The organism is Flavobacterium sp. J27, assembly GCF_004303025.1.
In the GTDB taxonomy this organism is placed as follows: Bacteria; Bacteroidota; Bacteroidia; order Flavobacteriales; family Flavobacteriaceae; genus Flavobacterium.
This window is the reverse complement of sequence record NZ_PJQW01000010.1, coordinates 65,622-83,037: the sequence shown is the minus strand read 5'-3', so window position 1 is coordinate 83,037 and position 17,416 is coordinate 65,622. Positions and strand designations below refer to the sequence as shown.

Annotated in this window: 18 protein-coding genes; 10 read left to right on the top strand and 8 right to left on the bottom strand. The window is 31.3% G+C overall.

The window, feature by feature from the left end; genetic code table 11:
* The coding region (locus CX675_RS14165) for an APC family permease (protein WP_240723645.1) at positions 1–858 on the bottom strand (858 nt) is incomplete at its 3' end.
* Between the two features lie 101 nt (positions 859–959).
* Between CX675_RS14165 and CX675_RS14160 the strand changes: the two genes are divergently transcribed.
* The 4 genes from CX675_RS14160 to CX675_RS14145 all read left to right on the top strand — a co-directional run bounded on the left by CX675_RS14160 (position 960) and on the right by CX675_RS14145 (position 6,502).
* Positions 960–1,517 (top strand): 2'-5' RNA ligase family protein, encoded by a 558-nt coding sequence (locus tag CX675_RS14160; RefSeq protein WP_130735901.1) that lies wholly within the window; start codon positions 960–962, stop codon positions 1,515–1,517.
* Positions 1,518–1,591: 74 nt separating this feature from the next.
* Positions 1,592–2,008, top strand: coding sequence for an SseB family protein (locus tag CX675_RS14155; RefSeq protein ID WP_130735900.1), 417 nt, complete (start codon positions 1,592–1,594; stop codon positions 2,006–2,008).
* A gap of 99 nt (positions 2,009–2,107) precedes the next feature.
* Positions 2,108–4,804 (top strand): T9SS type A sorting domain-containing protein, encoded by a 2,697-nt coding sequence (locus CX675_RS14150; protein ID WP_130735899.1) that lies wholly within the window; start codon positions 2,108–2,110, stop codon positions 4,802–4,804.
* A gap of 141 nt (positions 4,805–4,945) precedes the next feature.
* Positions 4,946–6,502, top strand: a complete 1,557-nt coding sequence (locus tag CX675_RS14145; RefSeq protein ID WP_130735898.1) for a hypothetical protein — start codon at positions 4,946–4,948, stop codon at positions 6,500–6,502.
* 226 nt (positions 6,503–6,728) lie between these two features.
* Here CX675_RS14145 and CX675_RS14140 read toward each other — a convergent pair whose 3' ends face one another.
* On the bottom strand, positions 6,729–7,532 hold the full coding sequence (locus tag CX675_RS14140; protein ID WP_130735897.1) for a 1-acyl-sn-glycerol-3-phosphate acyltransferase: 804 nt from the start codon (positions 7,530–7,532) through the stop codon (positions 6,729–6,731).
* Between the two features lie 90 nt (positions 7,533–7,622).
* Complete coding sequence (locus CX675_RS14135) at positions 7,623–8,270, bottom strand: CoA pyrophosphatase (RefSeq protein ID WP_130735896.1); 648 nt, start codon at positions 8,268–8,270, stop codon at positions 7,623–7,625.
* Between the two features lie 68 nt (positions 8,271–8,338).
* Between CX675_RS14135 and CX675_RS14130 the strand changes: the two genes are divergently transcribed.
* From CX675_RS14130 to CX675_RS14105, 6 genes are all read left to right on the top strand, one after another.
* Entirely contained in the window at positions 8,339–8,782 is a 444-nt protein-coding gene (locus CX675_RS14130) for a DUF4268 domain-containing protein (protein ID WP_130735895.1), read from the top strand.
* Positions 8,783–8,861: 79 nt separating this feature from the next.
* The gene (locus CX675_RS14125) at positions 8,862–9,320 is read left to right on the top strand and encodes a YHS domain-containing (seleno)protein (RefSeq protein ID WP_130735894.1); all 459 of its coding nucleotides are present in this window, start codon (positions 8,862–8,864) and stop codon (positions 9,318–9,320) included.
* 47 nt (positions 9,321–9,367) lie between these two features.
* Complete coding sequence (msrB, locus tag CX675_RS14120) at positions 9,368–9,835, top strand: peptide-methionine (R)-S-oxide reductase MsrB (protein WP_130735893.1); 468 nt, start codon at positions 9,368–9,370, stop codon at positions 9,833–9,835.
* A gap of 16 nt (positions 9,836–9,851) precedes the next feature.
* Positions 9,852–10,340 (top strand): DinB family protein, encoded by a 489-nt coding sequence (locus CX675_RS14115; RefSeq protein WP_130735892.1) that lies wholly within the window; start codon positions 9,852–9,854, stop codon positions 10,338–10,340.
* On the top strand, positions 10,328–11,005 hold the full coding sequence (locus CX675_RS14110) for an NRDE family protein (RefSeq protein ID WP_130735891.1): 678 nt from the start codon (positions 10,328–10,330) through the stop codon (positions 11,003–11,005). The genes CX675_RS14115 and CX675_RS14110 overlap by 13 nt, the downstream gene beginning before the upstream one ends.
* Positions 11,002–12,048: a D-alanine--D-alanine ligase gene (locus CX675_RS14105; protein ID WP_165396055.1), complete on the top strand. Its 1,047-nt coding sequence runs from the start codon at positions 11,002–11,004 to the stop codon at positions 12,046–12,048. Before CX675_RS14110 ends, CX675_RS14105 begins: the two co-directional genes overlap by 4 nt.
* Here CX675_RS14105 and CX675_RS14100 read toward each other — a convergent pair.
* From CX675_RS14100 to CX675_RS14080, 5 genes are all read right to left on the bottom strand, one after another.
* Positions 12,045–12,419, bottom strand: coding sequence for a YchJ family protein (locus CX675_RS14100; RefSeq protein WP_130735890.1), 375 nt, complete (start codon positions 12,417–12,419; stop codon positions 12,045–12,047). The genes CX675_RS14105 and CX675_RS14100 overlap by 4 nt on opposite strands.
* A 6-nt stretch (positions 12,420–12,425) precedes the next feature.
* Complete coding sequence (locus tag CX675_RS14095; RefSeq protein ID WP_130735889.1) at positions 12,426–14,033, bottom strand: class I SAM-dependent methyltransferase; 1,608 nt, start codon at positions 14,031–14,033, stop codon at positions 12,426–12,428.
* Positions 14,034–14,243: 210 nt separating this feature from the next.
* On the bottom strand, positions 14,244–15,701 hold the full coding sequence (locus CX675_RS14090) for an AAA family ATPase (protein ID WP_130735888.1): 1,458 nt from the start codon (positions 15,699–15,701) through the stop codon (positions 14,244–14,246).
* A gap of 25 nt (positions 15,702–15,726) precedes the next feature.
* Positions 15,727–16,200 (bottom strand): hypothetical protein, encoded by a 474-nt coding sequence (locus tag CX675_RS14085; RefSeq protein ID WP_130735887.1) that lies wholly within the window; start codon positions 16,198–16,200, stop codon positions 15,727–15,729.
* A 74-nt stretch (positions 16,201–16,274) separates the two neighbouring features.
* Positions 16,275–17,396, bottom strand: coding sequence for a VWA domain-containing protein (locus CX675_RS14080; RefSeq protein ID WP_130735886.1), 1,122 nt, complete (start codon positions 17,394–17,396; stop codon positions 16,275–16,277).
* Between the last annotated feature and the right edge of the window lie 20 nt (positions 17,397–17,416).

Sequence of the window (17,416 nt, the reverse complement as noted above, 5' to 3'; positions counted from 1 at the left end):
AAAGGTTGAAATTAAAGCGGCAATAGTAATAATAGTAAATCCCACCTGTCCAATCATAGGTTTAGCTGCTTCTGCTAATACATAATCTTGTGCTGCAGCAATTTGTTTAAATGGCAAGGAACCAACAGTAACAATAGCAATAACAATATAAAGTAAAATTACAAAAGCAACAGCATAATAATAAGCTTTGGCTACATTTTTTTCTGGATTTTCAATATCCGGAACGGCATTGGCTATTAATTCAAACCCTTCATAAGCTACAAAAATAACCATACCACCTGTAACTAATTGCAATGGGGGTTCCCAATGAGATAATGCTAACTGACTTACATTTGGATTTCCAAATAAACCATACAAACCTAAGCCTACAAAACCCAAGAGAATAATAAGTTTAATTCCGACTGCCAGAGTTTCTATTTTACTCACCACTTTTACACTATAATAGTTAATTAAAGTGGCTAATATTATAATAGCCGATGCATAGATGTGAAAATCTATCGTAGCTGAGGTGGTTATCTTAAATAAATTGGGCGCATAAGATCCAAAAGCTGAAGCATACAATGCTAGCATGATAATATAACTAATCCATAACAGATTGTTAATTCCTCCACTAAAAATAGTCCTTCCAAAACCTTCATTTATGAATTTGACTGTTCCCCCTCTATCTGGAAAAGCTAAGGATAATTTAGCATAACTGTAAGACGTAATAAATGCTAGAATACCTGCTATAAAAAAAGAAAAAGGAGTACCTCCCTGACTTAAAGCAACTGCCAAACCTAGAACAGCAAAAATACCACCGCCTACCATTCCACCAATTCCAATAGAAATGGCTTCTTTTAACCCAATTTTATCACCCATATTGTTTTTATCCTAAATAATCTCACATAAATATATAAAAACTTTATGGGGTTGCCGTTTTTCTTTGTGTAAATTTGTAGTCTCTAAAAAAGAATGCTACCATGTTAGAAACCTATTCGCTTGCTTTTATTCCAAATGATACTATTGTGACTAAGGTAAAGCAAATGAAAGAACAATTAGCCCAAGAAATAGGTTGGTTCCACAGTAAAAATGCATTGGCACACATTACTGTATGCGAATTTAAAAGTGACGCTAGTGCTATAGCCCAACTACAATTACAACTCACAAACATAGCCAAAACAACACTACCTGTTTCAGTTACCTTAGCTACTTTTGGAACGTATCCAAATGGTGCTTTTTTCCTGTGTCCTACTCTTGATTCTAAAGAAAATTTAAAACCTATAATGAAATCTTTCACGAGTCGTTTAAAAGTTAAAGACATGTACAAAAGTAATGATCCACATGTATCGATTGCTCGAAAATTAAATACTAATCAAATCAGTATAGCGGAGCAACTCTTTGTTCCCGAAACACTTTCTTTTTTATGCCAAAGCATTGCTTTACGCAAATTAGATTTGCAAAAGAAACAATTTGAAATTATTGCAACATTTCCTTTTACTGGTGAGGTGCAACCAGCCGTTCAAACTTCTTTATTTTAACAATCGAATTTGACTCGAATACTTGTTATTCTTTTTAAATTCCTATTTTTGCTTCCAGAATTAAATACAAAACCATGTCTGATACTTTTACCCCTGATAATACAACACTTATAAAAAATATTAAAGCTTTCCAAAACAATCAAAATCAAGATACTTTTATGGCTGTTTTTAATGAATTACAAGGAGAACATGCTTTCTTAGTTATTCCAACAGCTGAACCCGTAAAAGGAGAACATAAAGATGAACACGGATGGAGTACTGTTGAAAAAGGAACTCAAATGACATTTACCTCTGTTTTTGAAGTGGACAATCAAATTGTCTTAGGAGCTTTTACCTCACAAGAAACACTTTTAGTATGGGCGCAAGAAACCAAACCTTATGTTTCTATTCCTGCAAAAGATGTTTTAGATATTGCAATGGAAAATGGCATTAGCAAAATTATTATTGATAGTAACCAAGATACTATGTTTGTGCTAGGAAGGAGTATTTAAAATTAATCTACTTTTAAAATAGAATGTATCCTATTAACAATTAACTCATTAGTTGTACTATTTTTTTTATATATTTATAGCTTAATAAATTATAAATCTATGAAAAAGAATTTACTATTACTTTTAATTTTATCAGTATCGGCTTTACAGCTTCGGGCGCAATGTAGTGCTCCAACTGATTTACTTGTTACTTCAAGTACCTCTAATTCTATTACTTTAGGATGGACAGAAAACAATGCTAATGTTACAGAATGGATGATTGAGATTAATCCTGCTGGATCTGCTCCTGGTAGTGGAAATGCAATATATACTCAAACCAACCCTTTTGTTATTGATGGATTAATTTGTGGTGCGGCTTATGAAATTTATTTACATTCAGTATGTTCTCCAACTGAGATGAGTACTCCTATTATGATTACTTATACTAATCCTACATGTTATGCCTTACCACAGAATTTGTCGAATTGTGCTAACTCCAATGGATTAGTTTGTTTTAATTTGAATGATAATGATAATGTCATACTAGGAAATCATGATCCAAATGACCATGTGATTACCTATTATAGCACCTTAATAGATGCTCAAAACAATAGTAACCCTATTGCTAGTCCGTATTGTATTAATCAAAATGAAGTACTTTACTCTAGGCTAACTAAAATATCGGATCCGTCTGTTTTAGAAATTAATTCATTTAACGTTGTGGTGGCTTTTTATCAACAAATGCCTGCGTTGCCTGTATTAGTAGAGTGTGATGCTGATAGTAACGGAATTATTAATTATGATTTAACTACCGCACAAGCCATTTTGTCTACTACAAATAGCTTATCCTATTATACTTCATTTGCTAATGCGACTAATTTAAACAACCCTATAAGCACACCTTCAAACTATTCTTTAAATGCTACTGTTCTAAACAGTACTATTTATGTTAGAGAAATCGTTCCAAATGGTTGCGACCTTATCTATCCACGTACATTAGTAGCACAAGCTAATTGTAATGCAGCATCCAATTGTGGCAATGCTAACTCTCTTTGTAATTCATTAGGAGCTCCATTCTTAAACACAACAGGTATGGGGTCTTTAGGATCTGCTGGCTGTTTAGGTTCTACACCTAACCCAACTTGGTTTTATTTACCTATAGCTACTTCTGGAACAATTAATTTAGAAATAAAGCAAGGAAATAATGCCCCAACCTATGACAATCAAGATGTTGATTATATTGTGTACGGTCCTTTTTCTAACCCAATGGCAGCTTGTAATCAATATGGTGCTAACAATATAGTTTCATGTAGCTATTCTGCTTCAGCAATAGAGCATCCTGTAATTCAAAATGCACAAGCTGGAGAATATTATTTATTAATGGTTACTAATTTTTCAAATAATAGTGGCTTCATTTCAATCTCTGATTTACCAACTTCCACTGGTTCTATAGACTGTACAGGTTTTACCTTTATTTCGTTTTTAGACATCAATAACAATGGTATACAAGATGTGGGTGAATTAAATTTCCCTTTAGGAAGTTTAACCTATGAACAAAATAACGATGGTGTTATTCATAATATTACAAATCCTGAAGGCATATTTAATATTTATGATACCAATGGTACTTCAAACACCTATGATGTAAGTTTCAATGTTTTATCAAATTATAGTTCTAATTATACTGTGTCAACAAATTATACAGCAATATCGCCATCTGCAGGAATGACAACTTATTATTTTCCAATTGTTCCTACTCAAACGTATGATGATTTAAGTGTCGCTATTGTACCTGTTAACCAACCTAGACCAGGTTTTAACTATATTAATAAAGTAATCTATGCTAATCTTGGCAATCAAACGATAGTGTCTGGTACTGTTACATTTACAAAACCGTCTCCAACTACAATTGCTATGACTAATCCGAGTACTACTGCAACTGCAACTGGTTTTACGTATAATTTTACAAACCTTTTACCTTTTGAAATTAGAACTATAGATGTAGATCTTTCTGTGCCTGTGGTTCCAACTGTAAATGCTGGAGATATTCTGGTTAGTGAAGCATCAATAGCGCCAATAGCAAATGATATTATTCTAGCTAATAATGACGCTACTTTATCTTCCATTGTGGTAAATGCTTATGATCCAAACGATAAGATGGAAAGTCATGGTCCTGAAATTGTACATAGTAGTTTCACTTCTGAAGATTATTTATTTTACACTATTCGATTTGAAAACACAGGAAATGCAAGTGCTATTAATATTAGAGTAGAAGACTATTTAAATAATATGTTAGACGAAAACACCCTTGAAATGGTTAGTGCGAGTCATACTTATGAAATGGATCGTATTAATAAGCATATGGTATGGAAATTTAATAATATTATGTTACCTGTTTCACAACCTAATTCTACCATTGGAAAAGGATATATTACTTTTAAAATTAAGCCAATGCCTGGATATGCAATAGGAGATATTATTCCTAATACCGCATCCATTTATTTTGACTTTAATCCTGCAATTGTAACTAATACTTTTGAGACAGAATTTGTGAGTGCCTTATCTACGGGAAGTTTTACTTTTGAAACAGTACAAATTTATCCAAATCCTGCACATGATATTTTAACTATTAGTACAGCTAAAACAACACTGAAAAAAATAGTTATCTATGATATTGTAGGTCATAAAATAATCGAAAAAGACAGCTTTAGTAATTCGCAAGTTTTAGATGTTAGTTCGCTTACAAAGGGGATTTATCTATTAGAATTGATTTCCAATGAAAACGATCGTATGTTGCAAAAAATAATAATAAAATAACATAAACATAATCTTTTTTAAAAAGCGCTTTTATTAATAATAAAAGCGCTTTTTTTATGAAAAACAGGTAATTATACCTATATGATTTTAGTCTTATTTTCATATTTTTGATTTACCAATCAACTAAATTCAAATAAACAGATGAAAAAAACAGTAACCCAATTTAGCTTTTTAGTCCTCTTAGGACTAACCTTAGGTATTTCTTGTAAACCAAAAGAAAAAGAAGAACCTATAGAAGAAATAGAAGATGTAGCCGTTATAACTAACAATTTGCCTCAAGATGTATTACCCTCTTGTGTAGTCGATTCATTAACTTTTAATTCTTGGTTTGCTTCTGGTAAAGCAACAGAAAATGGAGTCGTAAATCCTGCTAACAGTGTTACCTTTGGACATAAAGATAATTGTGATTTTTATAAATGGTCACAACAAATGTTTTTATGGATTACCTCACCAAGTCCTGTTTCAGGAAAAACCGTTTTTGAATCACCTATTTTCTATACGGTTTCAACAGAATTTGGAAATAATGAAAGAAAACTAATACCACATACACCTGGTACTATCTTAAGCGCTATGCCTACCTTAGAAAAGAGTTTTCAAGTAGACAGCAACGATAGCGAAGAAGGACAGGCTACAGGAGATGCTTTAATGTCTCAAGACAGTGCCATGGTATATTATATTACAATGGTAAACGATGTCTATGCAGAATTCCTTTCGGCTGTTAATGATGGGAAAATGAGTGGAAAACAATTTCCTACAACACAACAAGAATTAGATAGTATCGTAAATTACGCTAATGGTAAAGGCATCAAGTTACCAGATGCAAATGCATTAGCTATCGAAATTAAAACTTCTTGGGTAGAAGCAAGTACTATAGATGCGAGCGAATTGAGCAATTACATTGTTATTGATGCTACAATTCCAACTTATGATAAGACACCTACAAAATGGACGATTTTAGATCAATCTGTAAAAACAAAGTTAGCATTACTAGGCGTTCATATTGTGGGAAGTACAGCGGGTCATCCTGAAATGGTTTGGTCTACTTTTGAACATCAAAAAACCGCTCCTGCTTTAAGTTATAGCTATTTAGACAAAAACAACAGTTTGAGACACGTTGGAGCAAATACAGGAAGTGATTGGATTTTAAATTCGAATGCAAATGATACTGTGAATATTAATATTTCACATATGAAATTTAAAGCAGATAGTATTTATGCAAACTTTGCAGGTGCTCCTGAAAACAATACAGTTAGTCCGAGTAATTCTTCCAGAACAAAACCTTGGGGAGTTGCCAATGCTGGTGTACCGAATCCTGAAAACGCATCAGTAGCTGCTTCAAATAGCCAGGTAATTTCTATTAACAATTCGGTATTTTCACAACTTGTAGGTAATGATGTTCGTAAACATTATTTCTTTATTGGTTCTACTTGGACTGATAGTGGTTTACCTCCTACTGGTGTAAGTTATTCTCCAACAAACTCAGGAAGTGGAGTTGCTATAGGGACAAGTCAATTAGCAAATTCAACTATGGAAACATATATTCAAAATGGAACAACGTATAGTGAAAAAAACGGTTCCTGCTTTACTTGTCACCATGATTATAGTCCGGCAGGTCCTTCTAATGATCCTAATTATCTAAGCCATGTTTATGGTGATATTATGCGTTGGAAAAAAAGTATTAGTGGAAAGAAACAGTAATATAAATTAAAAAAAAGTATTATATTGCTGTCTTAAAAATAAACTATAAGTACTTAATTTATTTATAGTTTTGTTTGTTTTTTGTTTGTATATGCTAGAAAGTCGAGTCCGCCAACTTCTTCTTTTTAGCATATCTTTTTTATATGACATACTAAAAAGTAAAGTAATAATATAATTAAAAAGTTGGATTTTTAAGAAGTAAGAGAGAAAGAATATAATGTAAAATTTAATATCTCCACATTCTTTCTTTATCTAATTTTGCTTGTTCTTCTAACTCTTCAGCAGGGATAACCTTTAAGAAAGAAGGATGTTGTTCAATTGCATATTCAATTTTTTCAACTACAGTTTCAACGGAATCATTTTCATAATCAATGTCTAAAGGAGACTTAATTACAAATGATTGTAAGATTCCTTTTTTCTTGATTCGAAGACCTTTTCGATCAAATGATCTTCTAAAACCATCAATTACAATAGGTACAACTATAGGTTTATGCTGTAATATAATATGTGCCGTTCCTTTTCTAACTGGTTTAAAGGAACGAGTTGTTCCTTGAGGAAAAGTAACTACCCAACCATCATCTAAAGCTAATTTTATATTTTCAGTATCGTTTGGATTTACTTCTCTTTTTACATCTTTTCCTTCAGCTCTCCAAGTTCTTTCAACTGTTATAGCCCCAGCATAAGCTAAAATCTTTGGTAACAAACCCGCTTGCATTGTCTCTTTTGCTGCTACATAATACATGTTTAATTTGGGGTTCCAAAGATAACCTACATTCTTAATATTATCTTCTCTTCCTTTTAAAGCCGCATTAAAAACATGAAACATGGCAACAACATCGGCAAAATACGTTTGATGATTTGAGATAAATAACACATTAGTATCTGGTAAAGATCTGATTATTTCAGAACCATCAATTTGAAGACTGTTAAAACCTCTATAACGTTTATGTGTAAAAGATCCTGCAATTCGAATTAACCATTTCTTTAAAAATAAAATATGTCCGAAAGGATTTCTTTTGAATAATCCCATATACTAGTAGATTTAAAATAAAAATAGGGCTACAAATGTAATAAAACCTATCTTTTTTATATTAAAATTTTAAGAAAACTTAAAAAAACACTATTTTTCTACCATAGCATTTTTAACAGCTTCTTTTAACTCACTCATCATCATAGCGGTAGCACCCCAAACCACATATTTTTCAACCATAAAGGCAGGTACTTCAATATCTGTAGCATAAGAAGTAGTCATTCGAACGTTGGTAATCGATTGATCATCTAAAAATGCCAATAACGGAAATTCGAGTACATATTTTACCTCATCATGATCAGGTACAAAAGACAATTCTTCGTGTGAAATCCCCATAAATGGAGATACTAAAAAATTGCTTGGTGGAATATATACTTTGCTAAATGGTTTAATGATTTCAATTTTATGTGGAGCAATACCTACTTCTTCATGTGTCTCTCTTAAAGCAGTTGCTTCCAGATTTGCATCTTCAATTTCAACTTTCCCTCCTGGAAATCCTATTTGTGAAGAGTGCACCCCAGGATAAGAGTTTCTAACAATTAAAGCTAAATGCGTTACTTCATCTTTAGGATAAAATAACATTAAAACAGCTGCTTCTCTTGGTTTTTTGTTTTCATAACTTACTTCCTTTAAAAAAGAAATACGTTCTAAAGGAGCCATTTTTGCATGTGCATCGGCTGCTAGCAATTTTTCTTTTTTTATTTTTGGAATGTATTTTATAAAATCCTGAAATAACATATAATTTTGTTTTTTACAACTTATAAAGTTACTCTAATTTTTTCAAATTATATAAAATTTAATAAAGAATGTATAGTAAAGAAGAAACATTACAATTAAAAAAGTCGTTTTGGACTGCCTTTGCAGAAGCTTATCCAAGAAAATGGCTTTTGTATAACACTAAAATTAAAGACTTTAGCTTTAAATTTCATATAGACAACAAAAAAGCACAAGTTTTATTGGAAATAGAGCCAAAAGACGATGATAAAAGAACGATTTATTATGAAAAAGTATATTCTTTAAAAACTATTTTACTTGAAGATTTTCTGGAAGATGCTATTTTTGAGCCTCATTTCTATTTAGAAAACGGCAAAGAAGTGAGTCGTATTTGGGTGGAAAAAACAGATGTTAGTATTAATAACAAAGATAGTTGGGAAAAAACTTTTAACTTCTTTTATGAAAAAATGGATGCCTTTGAGCGTTTCTTCTACGAGTATGAAGAATATTTAAAAGATTTAGAAATAAATACCTAAAAATACATTCGTGTTAAGTAGCTGACATTCGTAAAGTAAATTAAAAAATACATTTGCATAGAATTTAATTACAAATCCTATGAAAAAAATTGTATATTTATTTTTATTCTCTTTAACAAGTACCTTTATTTATGCTCAGCAAAACATTGGTAACTTGAATCTTAGTAACAATAAAATTGCTGTAGAGGGTTATGATGTAGTGGCTTATTTTCAAGATCATAAAGCAATAAAAGGAAAAGAGGCTTTTAGTGTAAATGAAAACGGTGTTACTTATTTTTTTGCTTCCCAAAGTCATAAAGAAGCTTTTGAAAAGAATAGTAATATGTACAAACCTCAATATGGTGGCTGGTGTGCTTATGCTATAGGTAAATCTGGTGAAAAAGTGGAAGTAGATCCAAAGACTTTTAAAATAATTAACAACAAATTGTATTTGTTTTATAATAAATATCTAACAAATACATTAAAACTTTGGAATAAAGAAGAAGCAACATTGTTACCTAATGCCGATAAAAATTGGAAAACAATTGAGAAAAAGTAAATTAATTTTATTTTAGTATTTTACATTTTACACTAAAAAGTATCACTATGAAAAAAATATTTATTTTATTATTTTTGTTAGTATTGCAAGTTATATTAGCTCAAAATAAAAAAGTTATGGAACCAGAAATTAAAAAAACTGAAGCAGAATGGAAAGCAAAACTTTCCGACCAAGAATATGATGTTTTAAGAAAAAAAGGAACCGAACGCCCTTATACAGGAGAATATTGGGATCATTTTGAAAAAGGGAATTATGTGTGTGCTGCTTGTGACAATTTATTATTTACCTCAGATACAAAATATGAATCACACTGCGGTTGGCCTTCTTTTGACCAAGCCGTTCCTGGATCTGTCATCTATGAAAAAGATACTAGTTTTGGTATGATTCGTACCGAAGTAATGTGTGCCAAATGTGGTGGCCATTTAGGGCATGTTTTTGACGATGGCCCGCAAGAAACAACTGGAAAACGCTATTGTACGAATTCGGTTTCTATAAAATTTATTCCTAATAAATAATTTATTCTAACACTATATGCTTGTACCAGCTATTCAGAGAAATTTCCTAGAAATTGTGACATTATTAGATCAACTAGACGCTGAAAAATACACCTTTTGTAATTCAGAATTAAGCAATGCTACTATAGGCGAACACACACGTCATATTATAGAATTATATCAATGCTTAACCGAAAATTATGATTTAGGTGTAATTAATTATGATAAAAGGAAACGAAATTTAGCGATACAAAGTTCTATAATCGAAGCTAAAAATGCCATCACAAACATTTTAAATACTATCAATCTACCAAATAAAGATTTATTTCTAGAAGATGGTATGCAAAAAGCAAACTTTAGAATTCCTACAAACTATTTCAGAGAATTACTTTACAACCTAGAACATAGTATTCATCATCAAGCTTTGATTAAAGTAGCAGTAATGAAATACAAAAACATAATTTTACCCGATAATTTTGGTATTGCCAAATCTACTTTAGAATATAAATCGCAATGTGTACAGTAACCTACGTGCCTTTATCTACTGGTTATTGCCTTACCTCTAATCGAGATGAACAAATCGCAAGACCTAGGGCTATTCCTCCAAAAGAGTATACCATAAATAATTATAAAATTACCTTTCCTAAAGATCAAAAAGGGGGTGGAACTTGGTTTGCCAAATCAAATACAGCAACAGTAGTTTTATTAAATGGTGCTCAAGAAAAGCATATTCCAAAAGCGCACTACAGAAAAAGCAGAGGGCTTATTGTTATCGATTTAATAGCCTCTCCAAATGTGTTAGAAACTTGGCAAACAATTTCTTTAGAAGGTATTGAACCTTTTACTATTGTTCTTTTTGAAAATAAAAAATTACATCAATTGCAATGGGATGGAGTAGCGAAAAGTGATATCGAATTAGATACTAACAAAGCATATATATGGTCATCATCTACTTTATATTCCAAAGAAATCAGAGCAGAAAGATCCCAATGGTTTTTTAATTTTTTGGAGGAAACCACTTCAATTACAGCTGAAAAATTATGCCATTTTCATCAATTTACAGAAAATGAAAATACAGAGTTTGGTTTACAAATTAATAGAAATAATATTCTTAAAACCGTAAGTATTACACAAGTTGTCGACCATTTGGAAAAAAATGAAATACATTATATTGATCTCTTAGAATCATGAATAAGATAAAATTACGCTTACATAAAATAACACATTGGGAATATTGGCCTTACCAAATTGTATACATTCCTGTTTATTTCCAATACATTTATTATGTGTTGCGTACCCAATCTTTTTTTTATTTTAATGCTTCTAATCCTACCATTAGAAATGGTGGTTTTTTGATGGAATCAAAGAAAGAAATTTATGATTTAATTCCACAAAAATATTATCCAAAAACCGTTTTAATACAACAAGACCAATCCTTTGAAACCATTAGTAAAGCTTGTGAGACAGCACAAATTGTCTTTCCGTTTATTGCCAAACCTGATGTAGGTTTAAGAGGCACTGCAGTAAAAAGAATTACCGATGAAAAAGAACTGGCTGCCTATCATAAAAAAGCAGATTTTAATTATCTTATTCAAAATTTAATTCCTTATACAAAAGAAATAGGGCTTTTTTATGTGCGTTACCCAAATCAAGAAAAAGGAACTATTACTGGGATTGTTGAAAAAGAATTTTTAATTATAACTGGAAATGGAAAAAATACTATTGAAGAATTACTTTTACAAAATCCGCGCTATGCCTTTCAAATTCCTGTTTTAAAGAACGAGTTACAAGAAAAAATGCAAGAGGTTTTGGCTGATGGTGAAAAGCGCAATCTAGTGCCTTATGGTAACCATTGTAGAGGTTCAAAATTTATCGATTCTAGTCATTATATTACTCCACAACTCATCGATACTTTCAATACAATTTGTTCCGAAATTAATGGTTTTTACTTTGGACGAATGGACATTATGTTTGAAAGCTATGAACAATTAGAAAAAGGATCAAATTTTGAAATTGTGGAAATAAATGGTGCGTTAAGTGAACCTACACATATATACGACCCAAAACATTCTTTATTTTATGGATGGAAAGAATTGACACGTCATTTTCATTATATGTATAAAATAAGTAAAATGAATCATGAGCACTACAACAATCCTTATTTAACATTTAAAGAAGGGGTAAAAGAATTTAAAAAACATCATGAATACTATGATGTTATTTTAAAATTTTAGTAAAATTGTCCGTCAACATAAAACCATTTCCCTGCTTCTTGTTTAAACGTAGATTTTTCATGATGTATTTGAGGTTGTAATCTTTCATCTAAATAATAGGCTTTAAACTCTACTATAGCTTTATCAGCTCGAATTACCTCTAGCTTGACCCAAGTATTGGCTTTAGCCCATTTTAAAATTTCATTTTTAGAATATAATTTTCGTTGCGACACATGCGTTGTATTCAATAAATAACTTGCATTTTGAACTACATAAGCCGTATATCGCGAACGCATGAGTTGTTCAGGAAATAGAGGAATTTTGGTACCCTGTAAAAAAGGTTCGCAACAAACTTCAAAAGGATTTCCTGAGCCACAAAAACAAGATTTCATACGAATTTAATGTCCTTTTAATAAATTGATACTTACAGTAGCATAATCTGTACTTGGAAACTTCTTAAAATACAAAGGCTCTGGGAACAAACCAGCTTCAGCTGCCATATTGTGTAACACATCTATTTCAACAATAAACTGATCTGAAAAACCGTGTGTAGCATCATAAGCTGTCGCTGCTGTTTTTCCTAAATTTTGAGCTGTTAATTGAGGGGAAATCGTATGCAATTCAATAATTAATAATCCATATTTTTGTACATAAGGAGACCATTTTTTTAGATGTTGCAATAAGTTATCTTCTACCCTATTGTTATCCATTCTTTCCCCTCTATGTGCAAAAGCTCCGGTAGAAATACTGATTCTGTCCATTTTTATCTCTTTAGGTTCTTCCCAAATTCGGTTGTGGTCTAAAAAAGTTCGTACATTAAGTAAATCTTTCAAATCGATAGTGTAATTTTCTTCCAAATCTTTAGCTAATAGATCAGGTCTACCAATATCTCCCCAAATCACTTTTGCCCAAATATCAGCTTTAATTAAATTGGCTCTTGTAACTTTTAATGCTGCCTGATTGTAATCAGCTCCTACTAAAAATAAAGGATATTCTTCTAAAAATTTCCCTCTTACAGTTTGACGTTCAATCACTTCAAAAATATGCTGTAAAAAGGCTCCATTGCCACAACCCATATCTAAAATACCTTTGGGTTGCTCATTTATAGGTTTGTTAAATAATTCGATAATAATATCATCAATTACTTTAAAGTAAGTAGCATGTGCACCACCACTTCCCCAAACATTCATTTCTCTATTCACATGGATTTCATCTTCATGTGGAGCAATTTCTCGCAAACTCTTTGGATTACCAAATAATAAGTTTTCTACTTTTTTAAACATTGGTAAATAAGAAACTGTTACTCCATAAGCTGTTGCTCGTTTCGCAAAGAACAAGCCAGTTTCAGTAAATTGATAATTGCCATTTTTTTCAGTAAACCAATTTAAATGAGCAAAAAAATCGAGAATAACTTTGAATACTTCAGGTTCACGATGAAATTCTTCTGCTCTGAATGAAGTTTCCATAAAATATTTATGAAACATACCTGTCATTCCTAAACTAACAACAATTGGTGCTACTAAATAACCTTCAATATGTGTTAAAATTTGTTCTTGAATTGCTCTTTCTTCCTGATTCTCTGAAAACTGAATCTCAAAATTATTTTTAAACTTTGAAAAAATAGCATTCAATTGTGGAATAAAATTTGTTGCAATACGAACAGAAGTAAATAATTCTGTTTCATTTAATAAGTGTACCACATCCTGATATAACGGAAATAAAGAAAAAGCATATGCCGATTTAGCATTACTTTGAATGGTAATGGTATTTTCTTTATTATCTAAAGTATATTCTAAAAAACCTTGAGAAGCTAACGTTCTGACTGCTATATTTAGATACCCATCATTTGCATTAAATTCTTTGGTTAACTCAGATAAAGTTACTTTTTCCTTTTCTAAAATTACTTTGCAAATGCCTTTCTTGTAGAGTGCCATGGCTACTGGAGCAGTAACTAATCCATCTAAGTGCTGAAAGATTTTTTGACGATATTCTTTTTTCTCAGTCATGATTTGTTTTTGTTGTTTCTCAAATTTAAAAAAATGATTTGAAAAGCTATCTATAATTCGCTTTATTTTCTTTACGAAAAACTATAATTTATTTAAAAAAGTTAATGATTTATCACTATTTAAAGAAAAAAATAATTTTTATTTCAAAAAGCAACCTGCAATTTTAAAAAGAATACTAAAATTGCAGGTCTTTCTATTTACCGTTTTGTCTTACAATTTATTAATGAAATTACTGTATAAATCTCGGTATTGATATCCTTTTTGGAAACGATTTTTAGATAATTTATCATGAGCTACTAATCCCCAAAGTAAAAATTCCTTTAAGAAATAGACATCCTTTTTCGCAATGGTTGGTTGGTATTTATCTATTATAGCTTGAAGTGGAGTTATATTTTGAAGTGTTTCTTGATAGGTTTCGTTGGTAAAATCGTCTAATAATTCAAAACCACTTTCATTAAAAAACCACTCTAGTAAATTGGTGTAAGCATTTTCTTCATTGGGTTTCTCTAGTTTTTCAATTTTTGGAAAATACTTTGGAAACAATGTTTTTACTGCATCTGCGATTAAATATTGAGCAACGGTTGCTGCACCTTCTTGCTCTCCTTCATATACTAGTTCAACTTTTCCAGTAATAGCTGGAATAATTCCCATAAAATCAGATAAACGAACGGTTGTTTTATCTTCATTATTAATTAATGCTCTACGTTCTGCAGTAGCCAATAAATTTTCATAAGCAGTAATACTCAATCGTGCAGAAACACCGCTTTTGCTATCAACAAATTCACTTTCGCGTGCTTCAAAAACCACTTGTTCTAACAAGTCTTTTGCTAGTTCTGGCACATAAACAAGGATATCTTGGTCATGGTCTAATTTAATTTCCTGAGCCGTTATGGTTTTCGCAATTTGAATATTTTCAGGATAATGAGTTAAAATTTGGGAACCAATTCTATCTTTTAAAGGTGTTACAATACTACCTCTATTGGTATAATCTTCTGGATTAGCTGTAAAAATAAATTGTACATCTACAGGTAAACGCAGTTTAAAACCTCTAATTTGAATGTCGCCTTCTTGTAAAATATTAAATAAAGCCACCTGAATGCGTGCTTGTAAATCGGGTAATTCATTAATAACAAAAATGCAACGGTGTGCTCTTGGAATCATTCCAAAATGAATAACGCGTTCATCGGCATAATTTAATTTTAAATTGGCAGCTTTAATTGGATCTACATCCCCAATTAAATCGGCTACTGTAACATCTGGAGTAGCTAATTTTTCAAAGAAGCGTTCATTTCTATGTAACCAAGTAATAGGAGTGTCATCTCCTTTTTCCGCTAGTAGCTCTTTGGCAAAACGAGAAATAGGTTGTAATGGATCATCGTTAATTTCTGAACCAGCCACTACTGGAATATACTCGTCTAATAATTCAACCATTTTGCGTGCCAATCTGGTTTTGGCTTGACCGCGAAGTCCTAATAAATTAATATTATGTCGCGATAAAATAGCACGTTCTAATTCTGGAATTACGGTGTTTTCATAACCGTGAAGTCCTTCAAAAGTAGTTTCTCCTGCTTTAATTTTAAGACGAAGGTTTTTTCGTAATTCGTCTTTTATGGTTATAGGTTGGTATCCTGTTTTTTTTAATTCACCTAAGGTTTTTATTTCTTTCATAATATATTACTGTTTTGAATCGCTATTATTTTTGTAGTGTATTTTGAATATTCTTCGTCATTTTATTAAATATCTCTTTTCCTTCACTATATCCAGATGGTGTTATACAATCACCAACGCATATTTGTAACTCTTTAGTTTCTTTAAAATTTCTATTATTTTCAGCAGCATGATAGGAGCAATCTAATCCACTTGTTAAATACAGAAAAATTCCTTCGTGTGCTAAAATTGAACTCATTTGTTTTAACCTATCAAACACTTGGTTTCTCACATCAGTAAAATCAATATCTTCTTTTATATGGTGCATGATTTCTAACGTTATTAAACACTCCCAAATGACATTTAATTGTACACCTTCAAAGATTCTGTATTCGGGAAGTATAGGCTTTGGTAAATCAAAATGGCGATTGTAAACTTCCATTTCAAAAGAAAGAGAATCCTTTTGACTAAAAGTTATGTTTGAAATTAGAAATAAAATAAACAAAAGAAATAGCTTCATTTATAAATTTTTGAAATTAAATTGTTCTCGACTGCGCTCGAACAGACGGCTGATAACTAAGTACTAATTATTCTCTAACGAATTCTCTTCTTTCTATTGGTTTCATAATCTTCAAAAATCATTTCACCTAGCCCTTTCAAACCCGTATAAAATGCTTTTCCTTGATTAGCTTCTGTAAAATAATTGACAAATTTTTGTAAGTAAGGATCTCTTGCAATCATAAAAGTAGTAATTGGAATGTGTAATTTTCGAGCTTGCGCAGCCTGATTATAACACTTATCTACAATATATTGATCCAAACCGTTACTATTCATGTAGTATTCGCCATTTTTTTCTCTTACACAACTGGGTTTACCATCTGTAATCATGAAAATTTGCTTGTTGGTATTCCTTTTTCTTCTTAAAATATCCATGGCTAATTGTAGCCCTGCTACGGTATTTGTATGATAAGGACCAACTTGTAAATACGGTAAATCTTTAATTTGGATTGTCCAGGCATCATTACCAAAAACTAAAATATCTAAGGTGTCTTTTGGGTAACGCGTTGTGATAAGTTCGGCTAAAGCCATTGCTACTTTTTTAGCAGGTGTAATGCGATCTTCTCCATAAAGTATCATACTATGAGAAATATCAATCATTAAAACAGTACTCATTTGCGATTTGTGGTGTGTGTCTTCAACAACCAAATCTTGTTCCGTTAATTTAAATTCGCCTACCCCATTATTTACTTGGGCATTTTTAAGACTTTCGGTTAAGGAAATTTGTTCAATTGCATCTCCAAATTGAAAGGCTCTCAAATCTCCTGTGTGTTCATCTCCTTTTCCTGATTGTTTCGTTTTATGATTTCCTGAACCCGCTTTATTCAAATTTCCAAAAATTTGTTCTAAGGCATGTTGTCTTATGGCTCTTTCTGTTTTTGCTGTAATTGCCATTCCACCAGAACCATCGGGTTTTACTTCCTCTCTGATGTATCCTTTTTTCTTTAAATCTTCAATAAAATCGTCTATCGTATATTCAGGAGTAGTTAATTGATATTCTTCATCTAATTGGCGTAACCAATCAATCGCTTCATCAAAATCACCTGAAGTATGCGTTATTAATTCCTTGAAAATAGGAAATAATCTATCAAAAGGAGTTTGAAAAGGGGCTTCAAATTTGGTAAACTGAAACCCACTACTATATATATTCTTTTTCAATTGCTTAAATTTATTTTATA